Here is a 12,751-nt window from a genome sequence, read left to right on the forward strand (position 1 = left end):
GAAATCCGTTGCCTTGCGCATGCAAGGCCGCCGATGGTGGCCCCGACCCTCCGATGCTTACGCACGCGCCGACCCCATGCAGCTCCTTGGCAGTGGCACGCGTCCCCGCCTGATGGGGTGTCACCGTGAGTCGTTCGGCTAGGCGCCGGCAGCGTCGAGAATTGCCTGGGCACGCTGCACCACCGGGCGATCGACCATTTTTCCGTCTACCGCGACCGCCGCACCATGGGCGGCGGCGAATGCCGCGATTACGCGCGCCGCCCAATCGCGTTCGGCTTGGTTAGGCAGGAAAGCCTGGTTCACCACGGCGACCTGACGGGGATGAATGCACAGCTTGCCTGCGAAACCCCATCGTCGGGCCTCCACCGTTTCCACGCGAACGAGATCGTCCTGGTCGATCGCCGTGGTCACGCCATCGATCGGCGGCTCGATTCCTGCGACTCGGGAAGCCAGCGCCAACTGGGCCCGAAACTGATTCAGTTCGTGATTCCGCAGGTCCATGCGCAGGTCGGCACAGAAGTCGATGCTGCCGAAGACCAGTTGCCGCACCGACGGCGCTGCCGCGATCTGCTGCACATTGCGCATGCCTTTCGCCGATTCGATCAACGGATAGACGGCCAGGCCGTCCGCTACCTGCCTTACCACGGCGAGGACATCGGCGCGACTGTCGGCCTTCGGCAGCACGATGCCCGCCACGCCCGGCATGCGGCCAAGTCGTACATCGTCGCCGAACCAAGGCGTGCCCGGCGCGTTGATGCGAACGAGGACACTGTGTCCGGGACCGAGCCAATCGATCAACCTCTGCCTGGCGTATGGTTTTCGGTCCGGCGCGACCGCGTCCTCCAGGTCGAGAATCACGGCGTCCGCGCCGCTTGCCAAAGCCTTCTCGAAGCGCTCGGGCCGGTCTGCCGGCACGAACAACATGGACCGGCACGGTCGATGAGAGGGGTCGATCGTTCGTATCACAACGCACCCGCCAATTCTGGCACCACGGCAAACAGATCGGCGACCAAGCCATAGTCCGCCACACCGAAAATGGGCGCTTCGGGATCCTTGTTGACCGCGACGATCACCTTCGAGTCTTTCATGCCGGCCAAGTGTTGTATCGCGCCGGAAATCCCGATTGCGAAATACAACTGCGGCGCGACGATCTTGCCGGTCTGGCCCACCTGATAATCGTTCGGTACGAAGCCTGCGTCGACTGCGGCACGCGACGCGCCCAATGCTGCGCCGAGTTTGTCCGCAAGCGGTGAGAGCGTTGCCATATAATTCTCGCCGCTGCCGAGGCCTCGCCCGCCAGAAACGACGATCTTTGCACCGGCTAACTCGGGGCGCTCCAGCGTGCTGACTTCTCGCCCGACGAACTGCACGCCGCCTCCGTCGACAGCGGCGGCAAGCGTCTCGACGACAGCAATGCCGCCGCACGGAGCCGCACCGTCGAACGCTGTGGTACGCACGGTGATGACCTTGATCGCATCGTGGGACTGCACTGTCGCGATCGCATTGCCCGCGTAGATCGGTCGCCGGAACGTATCGTCGGCGTCGACCGCGATGACATCGCTGATCTGCGCGACGTCCAGCAGGGCCGCAATGCGCGGCGCGACGTTCTTGCCATACGCGGTGGCAGGCGCCAGGATATGGGTGTAGTCCCTCGCAATCGGCAGAAGCGTGGAGGCCAGCGGTTCGGCCAGACCTTCTGCAAGATGCGGTGCGTCCGCCCACCACACCTTTGTCACGCCATCGATCCGTGCGGCCTGCTTTGCGACGCCATCCGCGTTCCAGCCGGCGATCAGTAGATGAGCCTCGCCGCCGAGCTGTGCGGCGGCCGCCACCGTGTTCAACGTGGCCGCCTTGACGGCCGTATTGTCGTGCTCTGCAATGACCAGAATCTTATTTTGTCCGCTCATAATTACACTACCTTGGCTTCCATCTTCAGTTTGTCGACTAGCGTTCGCACATTCGGCACCATCGTGCCAGCCTGGCGCGCACTCGGCTCGCTCACCCTGAGCGTCTTCAGTCTCGGGGCGACGTCGACGCCAAGGTCTTTGGCTGGCAACGTCGACAGCGGCTTCTTTTTCGCTTTCATGATGTTCGGCAACGTGACGTAGCGCGGTTCGTTCAAGCGCAGGTCGGTCGTGACGACCGCGGGCAGCGTCAGCGCCAGCGTCTCGGCACCGCCGTCGACCTCCCGCGTCACGTGGGCCTTGCCAGCTGCCACCGTCAACTTGGACGCGAACGTCGCTTGCGGCATCCCCGCGAGGGCCGCGAGCATCTGCCCAGTCTGATTCGAGTCATCGTCGATAGCCTGCTTGCCGAGGAGCACCAGCGCCGCTTGTTCGCGCTCGGCCAACGCGTTGAGGACCTTGGCAACCGCAAGCGGCTGAAGCTCGTCGTCGCACTCGACCAGCAGCGCGCGGTCGGCACCCATCGCGAGGGCCGTTCGCAGAACCTCCTGACATTGCGCGGGGCCGCATGAGACCGCGAGTACTTCCGTCGCTATGCCCGTTTCCTTCAGACGCACGGCTTGTTCCACGGCAATCTCGTCGAATGGATTCATCGACATCTTCACGTTGGCAAGGTCGACGCCAGACTGATCCGCTCGGACGCGAACCTTCACGTTGTAGTCGACCACCCGTTTCACCGCCACCATAATTTTCAATGCGCTCGCTCCCAAGTCGAGATCTGGCGATGTTCCGCTCGCCAGGTCGGCGCTTCGTCGCTCCGAAGCCTCATCCGCGCTATTTTGGCGACCAACCACGCCGGCGAGGAAATATCAGTTTCTTCTGCCCATCATAGGAACGTCCTAAGCGATCGAGGGTCGGCGGCTCGCAGCACCGCCCGAAATCCACCCGAACGGCGACCGTACGTGCTGTCAAGAGACGTTGCCGCTCGGCACGATTCGCCGCATGGGGTCGTCGCGTGCATCACCGTCGCTGGTGCGTGCGCGATGCGCCCGTAATCCGCGAGGAGGCGCTTGCCAGCGAGTTGGCGCGGCCAGGCCGTAAGGGGAAAGATCACGCTGCGATCGACGGCCGCTCACCCAGCGACGCCTATGTCAGCCTCCAAGGCATTGCTGCCCGGGCCACGACGCCAACGCGCGATGGCGTCTGCGTGCTGTCGCCGTGTCACCGCATGCGTCAAGCGTGCGAGCCCACGGCTCAGGCAAGCACGGAAACCGCCGCCTCGCGCTTGCCCATGCTCGGTGCCATGCGGAGTCAACCCAGCCCCGACGGGTCGCTCCCTCAGTCCCGGTCGGAGTGGCAGCGGTCGGATGGGCAACGCGCCAGCATTGGCAGCCTGCCGCACTGAGATACCGAACTGCGTCGCTTAGATCGCTGACGGATGCTGGGCGAGCGGCGTCACCGTCACGCTCATGAATGGAAAGAGCGGCAGCGAAGACAACAGCGCGTGCAATTCGTCGTGGCTTTCGACATTGAAGATGCTGATATTCGCGTACTGCCCCGTCACCCGCCACAGATGCGGCCACTTGCCAGCCCGCTGGATCTCGGCCGCACGCTCCTTCTCGGCCGCCTTGATCTCTTCAACGCGAGCCGGTGCCACCGAGTCGGGAATGCTGATGTGCATACTGACGTGATAAAGCATACAAGTCTCCTGCGTGGTAGGCAGTGGCCTCGCACACCCTCCCGGCGCGCGAGGCGATGCGGATTTCTGGTCAGATCGACGCGTGCGAATACATCTTTCGGCCGGCAACCGGTAGCCGCGCGGTGAAGATCGTGCCACTCAGCGATTCCACCATGTACAGCGTCTTATTCTCTTCGCCACCGTACGCGCAATTCGTGGTCGACAAGCCACCCGGCGAATCTATCCGATAAAGCGGCTCGCCACGCGGACTGAAAATCCACACCGCTCCAAAGCCGACATGACACACTGCCAACCCGCCACCCTCATCCAACGCAATGCCGTCCGGTCCGCCACCGCCTGACATCTGGACGTACACACCGACCTTGGTCGCCGTGCCGTCGCCCATCAAGGGCACGCGCCAGATTGCGTTGTCCCGGGTGACGGCAAGATAGATCGCCGTCTCGTCGAGATTGCTGACGAGCCCGTTCGGACTAGGGATGCCATCGAGCACGAGGTCGAGCTGGCCATCCTTGCGCAGGCGGAACAGTCTCCCCGTCGCGTCATGCAAACCGGTTTGGCCTTGGTCAGTGAAGTACAGGTCGCCATTCGCCGCGAAGAACAGATCATTGCATCCCTTGAAACGTTCAAGACGGGCGCGTTCAAGCAATGGTTCGACCACGCCTCGCGTCGGATCGAGCACCATGATGCCGCGCCGATAGTCGGCAATGTAGGCGCGGCCGTCCTGATGAAACTTCAGGCCGTTCGGTTCGCCGTCGTATTGCACGACGAGTTCTACGTTCCCGGCCGGATCGATGCGGAAAATTCGCCCCCAGGGAATGTCGGTGACCCACAGGTTGCCGTCTCTGTCGAACGACGGTCCTTCCAAGAACGTCCTGGCCTGCGCACCGTGTAACTGCGTGCGGGTCCAATCACACTGGCGATCCGTCATGTGAAACTTCTCTGGAATGCGCGCGAAGACTTCTGCGTTGCGTTTTTCGGGTGGTGCGTACATGTCGACTCCAAATGAAAAGATCAACCGGCAGACAGGTGTTTTGGCAGCCAGAGCGCGAGATCGGGCCAGATCATCAAAATAGCGAGCAAGACGAACATCAGCGCGTGGAACGGCACGGTCCCCGCTACCACATCCGACAAGTTGCCGCGCGAAATGCCCTGAATGACGAACAGGTTGATGCCGATAGGCGGCGTGATCTGCCCCATCTCGATGAATACGACCACGACCACGCCAAACCAGACAGGATCAATGCCGTAACTGGAAAGCAGCGGGTACAGCAACGGCACGGTGATGACGATCATGCCGAGGCTTTCGACCAGTGCGCCGAGGGCAGTAAAGAGCACGAACAAGGCAATGAAAAAGCCCGTTTTGCTCAGATTCATTGAGATGATGAAGCGGGTGATCTCCTCGCCCACGCCGCCATATGTCATCGCGTAGGAAAAGATGAAGGCTGCATACGTGATGAAGAGGATATTGCTCACCGTGAACATCGACCGCTTCAACGCGCCGTAGAAGACCGCGAAGTCGAGCTTGCCGAACAGACGCGCCAACACAAGCGCGAACACACAACCCGCCGAGGCCGCCTCAGTCGGGGTCGCAATCCCTGCATAGATTGAGCCCATGATGCCCGCGATCAGCAACGTGAACGGCAAAATATCGAACAACGCGCGCAAACGGGAGCCAGCGTCACGATCGGTGGCCTCAACCGGCGCGATGTGCGGCTTCAACAGCGATGCGACCATCAGATAGGTCATGAACAATCCCGTCAGCAGCAGGCCGGGGCCAACGCCCGCCATGAACAGTTTGACCACCGAGGTGTCGGTGAAAGACGCATAGACGATCATGCCGATCGACGGTGGCACCAGAATGCCGAGCGTTCCGCCTGCGGCGAGGGAACCGGTGGCCACGCGCATGTCGTAATTACGCGATCTGAGCTGGGGTAATGCGACCTGCCCAATCGACGCTGCCGTCGCGATGCTCGAGCCGCTGACCGCGGCGAATACCGCGCAACCCGCGATATTGGTCTGGAGCAACCCTCCCGGCACCCTCCGCACCAGACGGGACAAGCCACTGTAGACCCGCACGCCCAAGCCACTCCCCTGCAGCAGTTCCGCCATCAAAACGAACAGCGGAATCGCCGTCAACGTATAGCTGTCCATGCTTCCCCAGCTCGCCATGCCAAGCCCGTGCAGCGCGGACACGCCGCCCTGTATAAACAGATAGCCGAGGGCCGGCAGCATGATCGCGAACGGCACGGACATACCCGCTGCCAGCAACGCGATGAACACCAGGAAAATCACGCAGATCAGAAGTCCGCCTTCCATTGCTTGCTCCTCACTTCGGTTGTTCAATGCCTGACCCTGCCACCGCGAACTGCCTGGCATGGTCCCGCAGCGTACGCAGCAGCGCCAGGAACAGCGCCGCCGCGCCGAGCGCCAGGAACACGCGCGGCATCCATAACGGTGTCATCAACGAGGTCGCCGCCACGTCGCCTGCATTCCACGTCAAGATTTCGAAGCGTATGAACTCGCCAAGTAATACCCCGGTTCCGATCAACGACATGATGTCGAACGCGACCTTCAGACCCGCGTCTGCGCGCGGCGACAGCCAACGGTCGAGGAACTGGACCCGGTGGTAGGCGTGCAGCGACTGGCCGGTTGCGAGCGACAGGAAGCAGATCGCAACCAGCGCATACCCGCCAAGCTCATTGCTCATCTGGATCGAGAGATTCAGGAAAGAACGTGAGAACATCTCGACACTCATCATCAACACGAGGCCCAGGACCATCGCATGAACCAGCCCGCGCGCGCACTTGTCGGTGATGCTCTCCGTTCCGCCGTGCGGCGCGTCGCTGATCTCCATGAGCGGAGGCGCATCGCCCATTTTGGAATCGCTAATCGCTCTCAGCCGACTCATTTCGTGGTTCACGTGCGTCATCTCAATCTCCCAGCGACGAGCGAACCTTGCGCAGCGCCTCGCCAAGCTCGGGTCGACGCGCCCCCCACTGACTCCAGTAGGGCGAGAAGTTCTGACGCGCTTGTGCGATGTCCGCGTCACTCGGGCGAGTGATTACCATGCCTCCGTCGCGCAGCTTTTTTGTCAGATCCTCGTCTTCGGCAAGCAACCGGGTCGTGATGCGATCCGTGTATTTCTGCACCGCCTGCTTGACCTTCGCTTGCATCTCCGGGCTAAGCGTTTTCCAGGCGCCCTCGTTCACGATGATGAGCGAATCGATGAAACTCACGTTGATCCGATAGCTGTATTTGAGAAGGTCGCGCCACACATAGCCATAGCCTGAGCTCGCGGTCAGCACACCATCGATCACGCCCCGATCCAGTGCCGGCGCCACCTCTGACGGCCCGAGTGTCACCGGGACCCCGCCCAGGCTCTTGACAAACTCTGCCTGTTCGGGCGAGATCACGCGTATCTTTTGACCCTGTACGTCGGACAACGAGGTGAGCTTTCGCTTAGACCAGATGACGTTTTGGGGATAAATGTATTTTCCTAATAGAACGATACCCTTTCTTTTCAGCTCCGCTTGAAGATAGGGTTCCTCAATATTCCACGCCTTCGTGAAGGCTTCGCGCGTGTTCAGCAAGAGTGGCAATCGGACGAGTCCGCCGACGGGTAAATTCCCGACAAAGCCGGCATCGTCTCCGATCTGTACCATATTGTCCGAAACCGCCTGCGTGATATTGCTCTCCGTAATTGGCAGTGTTCCGCCGACATGTAGGCGAACGTCCAGCTGACCGCCGGTGACGGTCTTGATTTCGCTGAACATCGCTTGCATCTCCTTGACCGGCGTCACGGTGGCGACGGCGTTATAGGTGTATGCGCGCCACGTCTCGGCCGCCTCAACACACGACGCTGCAGCAACGAAAAGGGTGCTCATCGCAAGGCTTGCAACCAGGGTGCGTATCTTTGTCGTTGACACGGTTGTCTCCAGTAACTTGTAGTTTTAAGAAGAACATCGCCTCAGCAACTGGCGATTACCACACATGCGATGGCGACCGCTGTGAGCGCACTGACCCGCGCGCCTCCAGTCACGCAGCGACTCGGGCAGCGCATTGGTGCACGCGAATGGGTGATGGACTAACGCGATCTGGCGGCGAGCGTGCACACCGCACTCCGCGCCGTTTGCCGGCTAACGGCCGTCGCTGTTGCATGCGCCGCCGGTCGCCGCCCAGCGACGCGCGCTTGCGTACGGGCGCTGCGGCTAGCGGCGCAGTCCGTTCATCCGGGCGGGCTCGGCCACGGCTGACGCACTGCTCGAGTGGGCTGTCTCGCGCTTCATGAAACATGCGCACACCGCCGCGAACAGACCAACGCCGCCGACGTAGATCGCGATTGGCGACAGGCTGCCGTACCTCGCGCTCAGAGCGGTGGCTACGATCGGCGCAATGCCGCCGCCAACCGCCGCGCCGACCTGGATCGCCAGCGACAGCCCCGAATAGCGCACTTCCGCCGGGAACTGCGCGCTGTAAAAACCAGCCTGTGGCGCATAGACCAACGGATGCACGACGCCAAGCGCCATGGCGAGCGCCAGATTTAGGCTCGTTGGACTATGCGCGTCGATCATGGCGATCAAGGCAGAAATTGACAAGGCCATCGCCACCCCGCCTAACCGCGCTACGGTGCGCCCGCTGATCCGCGAACATAGCCAACCTGCGACGAGCATCCCGACGACTTGGCAGACCGCGCCGATCAGCAGCGCGGTCAGGGTCTGGCTCTTCGTGTAGCCGAGCGTGCCAGCATAGGAAATGAGAAACACCGTGACTGTGTAATAGAGCGTCACTTCTCCGAGCTTGTTGCCGATGGTCAGCAGCAACCCCTTCCAGTGTTTGCGCAACACTTCCAACGACGGCACGGCAGCCGTCTGGTCGCGTTTCCGCACTTCGACAAAGTCGGGGGTTTCCGGGATCGACGAGCGGATGTAATAGCCACCGATGACCAGAAGCACGCTCGACACGAATGGCAGACGCCAGCCCCAAGCAAGCAGATCTGAATCAGGAAGCCGCGTGACCACCCCGAACGACAAGGCCGACAGCACCAGTCCCATGGGCACGCCAGCCAGCGGCAGCGCGCCGAGAATGCCCTTCCATTTCGGCGGGGCATGCTCGACGGCCATTAGTATCGCGCCGCCGAATTCACCGCCGAACGCTACACCCTGGAGGATCCGGAACAGAATCAGCAGCAGCGGCGCGAATCCGCCAATCGCCGCGTAGCTCGGCACGAGACCGATACCCAGCGTCGCCAGACCCATCAAGATCAGGCTGATCGACAACATCGCCTTGCGGCCAATGCGGTCGCCAAAGTGGCCGAAGATGACGCCGCCGATCGGACGCGCGAGCAAGCCGGACGCAAAGGTGCCGAACGAAGCGATCGTTGCGGTGGTCGGATCGAGATTTGCGAAGAAGACCTTGCCGAATACCAGGGCTGAAGCGGTCCCATACGCAAGGAAATCGAATCCTTCGATTGTCGAACCAGCGACCGCTGCAACGCAGACTCGCCATAACGCTGGCCTTTGATAAACGGAATTTGCACTGTTCATGATGTCTCCTTCGGCCGCCGTCGTTTTTTCGAATGGTGCTACATGAATGATGCAGTCGGTTTTGGGTGTCGCGAAGATGACCTCCATGTGCGTCGCTGCCCTGCCGGCCTTCAACGATGGCTGTTCAGATATTGAAATTGAGTTCGAGGCCGTCGCTCTCCCAGTCGACTTCGAGCAGCCGGCCTGTATGTGAAAGCGTGACGTAGGCCTTGCGCCGATCTTCTCCGCCAAAGCAGATGTTCGTCGGATACGCCTCGGGCATCCCGACCTGCTTCTGCAACGAACCGTCCGGTGCGATCACGCTGATCTTGCCGGTGATCAGCGTTCCGATGCACACGCAGCCGTCGCGCTGCACCGCCAGGCTGTCGAATCGTTGGTATCCTGGCAGGCCACACACGAGCCGCCCGCCATTGGGCGAAGGAAAGCCGTGTCGATTCACCATGCCGGGCGCTTCGATGTCGAAAGCCCAGAGTCGCGACGTCTCGGTCTCCGCGACGTACAGTGTCCGCTGGTCCGGCGAGAGGCCCACCCCATTCGGGTTCGCGATCGGATGCACTACTTCGAGTATCGAGCTGCCATCGGGCAATGCATAGTAGACGCTGCCGGTGTCCCGGCTTCGTTTGCGAATCTTGCCGAAGTCGGTGAAGTAGAAGCCCCCATGTGCGTCGAACACGAGGTCGTTGGGGGCGCTCAACGGTGTGTCGCCGCAATGCGTATAGAGCGTCGTCACCGCGCCGCTGCGATAATCGACTCGCTGGATCGAACCCGTGATGTAGTCGGTCGGGAGCACCCCGTGTCTCACGTGAGTCTCCCCATCGACCTGATGGGTGACGAAGCCGCCGTTGTTGCACACGTAAAAGGCGCCGTCGGGGCCGACTGCCATGCCATTGGGGCCGCCACCGGTGTTCGCGACCTCGGTGACCACGCCGTCGCGGCCGACTCGCGATACCCGGCCGGCGGCGATCTCGACGAAACAGACCGAACCGTCGCTCATGGCCACCGGTCCCTCGGGAAACCTCAAACCTTCTGCAAGAACCTTCATGGTTGTCTCGTTTTTCGTTCGATTGACGAATTTATAGTCGGCTGGGTGCCCGAACGCGCCGTGATTCATGGTAGCCGCCGCGTCCGGCCCCGCTGAGCAGCGCGGCAGCGATCTTTCAAATGCTGAAACTTGATTTTTTCCGCATTGCAACTCCGTGCCTACGCGGCGCGTACGGCTCGCCCGCGGGTCAGCACGTAGTCGCCGATCTCCTGGATCGCCCTTGCCGTTGCTTCGGCATCTGGACGCCGCGTAATAAAGCTCTCGGCCTCCCCGACGTACAGCGACAGTCGCGCGTCGCCGCCGGCGCGGCGATAGCTTTCAAGAAATCGATCTAGCTGCGCGCGCGGGTGCACGATATCCTCTCCGCCTTGTATGCACAGTAGCGGTGGCAAGTCGAGCTCGTCGCCCCGCTCCAACGCCGTGGCAGGCGCCCCCTCTCCCATCGCTTCTTCGCTTCCCCAATACTTTTCCTGATCAGGGATCACTCGGTCGATCGCCTCCGGATAGTCGCTGCCGGCCGCTTGCAGCGACTTCGCGTAGCGGTAGCGCCCGAGCGGATCGATGACAGGCCAGCACGCGATGACGAAGGCCACCCGCGCATCGATGTCGGTGCTGCCTGGCAATGGGCTTTGTGCATACCGACCGTCCGAAGCGCACAGTGCACTGAGCACTGCCTGGTGGCCGCCGCTTGACACGCCCAAAAGGCCGACGAGGTTCGCTTGGGAACGCCAGCGCCAGGCGCTTTCCTTGAACCATCGAACCGCGAAATTGATGTCGTGAAACGACGCCGGGTATGCACCGTCCGGCGGCATCGTAAAATCTATCGCGGCCACCACGACGCCGCGCGAGGCCAGCCCGACGTTCAGATTGTGGTCGTCGACGCGACTCCCCCGGCACCAGGCACCGCCGTGCACCTCGATGACGAGCGGGAAAGGACCGTCGCCTTCCGGCACATACATGCGCGCTTGCAGCGTGCGCCCCGCACGTTGCAGATAATCGATGTCCGACACTTCGACCTTGCAAGATCCATCAACCGCTTGTTCCATCTTTCCTCCCAAGGGTACGTGACTGTCGTAGCGACGCGCATTCAGGCGATACCGCCATAACAGACGTATTTGCTGTCTAGATACTCGTCAAGGCCAAGAAACGATCCCTCCTTGCCGAAGCCCGATTCCTTCATGCCTCCAAATGGCGCAACCTCGGTCGAAATCATTGCTTCGTTGATGCCAATAATTCCGTAATCAAGGCGCCGCTCCAGCCTGAGGCTGCGCGTCAGATGCCGCGTGTAGACGTACGCGGCCAAGCCGTAGCGGGTCGCGTTCGCCAGCGCCACGGCTTCGTCTTCAGAGTCGAAACATGTCACCGCCGCAACCGGGCCGAAGATCTCGTCGTTGGCGATCGTCATCTCCGCTGTTACGCCGGTCAGAACCGTTGGCGGATAGAAATGGCCACCCGTCTTCGGGGTATCCATTTCAAGTGCCAAGCTCGCGCCGCGCGCAAGGGCCTCGCTCACCAGGCGGGTAACCTTCTCGACGGCGGCGGAGTTGATCAGCGGGCCGATGGTCGACCCTTCCGCAAAGCCGTCGCCGACGCGCAGCGTTGCGACCGCGTCTCGTAGTTTCGCGACGAAGCGGTCGTGCACGCCGCGCTGCACGAGGAACCGATTCACGCACACGCACGTCTGGCCGGCGTTCCTGAACTTCGATGCAAGCGCGCCCGACACCGCCGCATCCAGGTCAGCGTCGTCGAACACGATGAACGGCGCATTGCCGCCGAGCTCCAGCGATAGCCGCTTGATCGTCCGCGACGCTTGGGCCATTAGGGTCTTACCGACTGCGGTCGAGCCGGTGAAAGAGATCTTCCTGACCGTCTCGCTGGCGCACAGCACCTCGCCGATCATCTCCGCATCGCCGGTCACCACCGAGAGTACCCCCTTTGGCAGGCCCGCACGCTCGGCCAACACACACAGCGCCATCGCCGAGAACGGCGTCTGCGGCGCTGGCTTGAGCACCACCGTGCACCCTGCCGCCAACGCGGGCGCCACCTTGCGGGTGACCATCGCTGACGGAAAATTCCACGGCGTGATTGCGGCGCACACGCCAACCGGCTCCTTCACCACCCTTACGCGTTGGCCGCGCTTCGGCTCGGGTATCGTATGGCCGTAACCGCGCTTTGCTTCCTCGCTGAACCATTCGAGAAAACTGGCCGCATACGCGATCTCGGACTTCGCCTCGTTGAGCGGCTTGCCCTGTTCCAGCGTCATGATCGCGGCCAGGTCGTCCACATTGGCTATCGCCAACTCCGCCCATCGGCGCAGCACGGCCGCGCGTTCCTTACCAGTGAACTCGCGCCACTGGGAAAATGCCTCGCGTGCCGCGCCGATCGCCGTCTCGATCTCCCGTTGACTCAGCGACGGCTGCTTGCCCACCGTGGCGCCCGTCGCAGGATTGATGACGGCGACTCCGTCTTCCTGCGCCGCACGCCACGTGCCGGCCACGAACGCGGCTTCCCGAAACAGTGACGGGTCTTTCAGATTCATCAGCTCGCCTCCACGTATTGCGCT

12 protein-coding genes are annotated in these 12,751 nt (G+C 62.0%); all 12 read right to left on the bottom strand.

Going from position 1 to position 12,751, the window contains the following annotated elements; genetic code table 11:
- Positions 1-138 precede the first annotated feature (138 nt).
- Positions 139-924 (bottom strand): HpcH/HpaI aldolase/citrate lyase family protein, encoded by a 786-nt coding sequence (locus BLU54_RS05070; protein WP_091905557.1) that lies wholly within the window; start codon positions 922-924, stop codon positions 139-141.
- 38 nt (positions 925-962) lie between these two features.
- Positions 963-1,907 carry an electron transfer flavoprotein subunit alpha/FixB family protein gene (locus BLU54_RS05075; RefSeq protein ID WP_091905560.1) on the bottom strand — a complete coding sequence of 315 codons (945 nt, stop codon included), beginning with the start codon at positions 1,905-1,907 and terminating at the stop codon, positions 963-965.
- A gap of 2 nt (positions 1,908-1,909) precedes the next feature.
- On the bottom strand, positions 1,910-2,659 hold the full coding sequence (locus tag BLU54_RS05080) for an electron transfer flavoprotein subunit beta/FixA family protein (protein ID WP_091905563.1): 750 nt from the start codon (positions 2,657-2,659) through the stop codon (positions 1,910-1,912).
- 668 nt (positions 2,660-3,327) lie between these two features.
- Complete coding sequence (gene catC, locus BLU54_RS05085) at positions 3,328-3,603, bottom strand: muconolactone Delta-isomerase (protein WP_091905565.1); 276 nt, start codon at positions 3,601-3,603, stop codon at positions 3,328-3,330.
- Positions 3,604-3,673: 70 nt separating this feature from the next.
- Positions 3,674-4,594, bottom strand: a complete 921-nt coding sequence (locus tag BLU54_RS05090) for an SMP-30/gluconolactonase/LRE family protein (protein WP_091905569.1) — start codon at positions 4,592-4,594, stop codon at positions 3,674-3,676.
- 20 nt (positions 4,595-4,614) lie between these two features.
- Positions 4,615-5,919 carry a TRAP transporter large permease gene (locus BLU54_RS05095; RefSeq protein WP_091905576.1) on the bottom strand — a complete coding sequence of 435 codons (1,305 nt, stop codon included), beginning with the start codon at positions 5,917-5,919 and terminating at the stop codon, positions 4,615-4,617.
- A gap of 10 nt (positions 5,920-5,929) precedes the next feature.
- Positions 5,930-6,457, bottom strand: a complete 528-nt coding sequence (locus BLU54_RS05100; RefSeq protein WP_170845026.1) for a TRAP transporter small permease — start codon at positions 6,455-6,457, stop codon at positions 5,930-5,932.
- 76 nt (positions 6,458-6,533) lie between these two features.
- Positions 6,534-7,529: a TRAP transporter substrate-binding protein DctP gene (dctP, locus tag BLU54_RS05105; protein WP_211435301.1), complete on the bottom strand. Its 996-nt coding sequence runs from the start codon at positions 7,527-7,529 to the stop codon at positions 6,534-6,536.
- A 282-nt stretch (positions 7,530-7,811) separates the two neighbouring features.
- Positions 7,812-9,233 (bottom strand): MFS transporter, encoded by a 1,422-nt coding sequence (locus BLU54_RS05110; RefSeq protein WP_235837794.1) that lies wholly within the window; start codon positions 9,231-9,233, stop codon positions 7,812-7,814.
- A gap of 37 nt (positions 9,234-9,270) precedes the next feature.
- Positions 9,271-10,188 carry an SMP-30/gluconolactonase/LRE family protein gene (locus tag BLU54_RS05115; RefSeq protein WP_091905585.1) on the bottom strand — a complete coding sequence of 306 codons (918 nt, stop codon included), beginning with the start codon at positions 10,186-10,188 and terminating at the stop codon, positions 9,271-9,273.
- Between the two features lie 158 nt (positions 10,189-10,346).
- A complete protein-coding gene (locus BLU54_RS05120; RefSeq protein WP_170845027.1) occupies positions 10,347-11,147 on the bottom strand; it encodes an alpha/beta hydrolase in 801 nt (266 codons plus the stop codon).
- A gap of 128 nt (positions 11,148-11,275) precedes the next feature.
- Positions 11,276-12,727, bottom strand: a complete 1,452-nt coding sequence (locus BLU54_RS05125; protein WP_091905591.1) for an NAD-dependent succinate-semialdehyde dehydrogenase — start codon at positions 12,725-12,727, stop codon at positions 11,276-11,278.
- Positions 12,728-12,751: the final 24 nt, after the last annotated feature.

Source organism: Chitinasiproducens palmae (genome assembly GCF_900095735.1).
GTDB classification, from domain to species: Bacteria; Pseudomonadota; Gammaproteobacteria; order Burkholderiales; family Burkholderiaceae; genus Chitinasiproducens; species Chitinasiproducens palmae.

Bases quoted from the DNA above. Each gene is read 5' to 3' on its own strand.
- BLU54_RS05070 (WP_091905557.1), bottom strand. From the start codon at position 924: ATGTTGTTCGTGCCGGCAGACCGGCCCGAGCGCTTCGAGAAGGCTTTG.
- BLU54_RS05120 (WP_170845027.1), bottom strand. From the start codon at position 11,147: ATGTATGTGCCGGAAGGCGACGGTCCTTTCCCGCTCGTCATCGAGGTG.
- BLU54_RS05075 (WP_091905560.1), bottom strand. From the start codon at position 1,907: ATGAGCGGACAAAATAAGATTCTGGTCATTGCAGAGCACGACAATACG.
- BLU54_RS05090 (WP_091905569.1), bottom strand. From the start codon at position 4,594: ATGTACGCACCACCCGAAAAACGCAACGCAGAAGTCTTCGCGCGCATT.
- BLU54_RS05095 (WP_091905576.1), bottom strand. From the start codon at position 5,919: ATGGAAGGCGGACTTCTGATCTGCGTGATTTTCCTGGTGTTCATCGCG.
- BLU54_RS05125 (WP_091905591.1), bottom strand. From the start codon at position 12,727: ATGAATCTGAAAGACCCGTCACTGTTTCGGGAAGCCGCGTTCGTGGCC.
- BLU54_RS05115 (WP_091905585.1), bottom strand. From the start codon at position 10,188: ATGAAGGTTCTTGCAGAAGGTTTGAGGTTTCCCGAGGGACCGGTGGCC.
- BLU54_RS05100 (WP_170845026.1), bottom strand. From the start codon at position 6,457: ATGGAGATCAGCGACGCGCCGCACGGCGGAACGGAGAGCATCACCGAC.
- catC (WP_091905565.1), bottom strand. From the start codon at position 3,603: ATGCTTTATCACGTCAGTATGCACATCAGCATTCCCGACTCGGTGGCA.
- BLU54_RS05110 (WP_235837794.1), bottom strand. From the start codon at position 9,233: ATGGAGGTCATCTTCGCGACACCCAAAACCGACTGCATCATTCATGTA.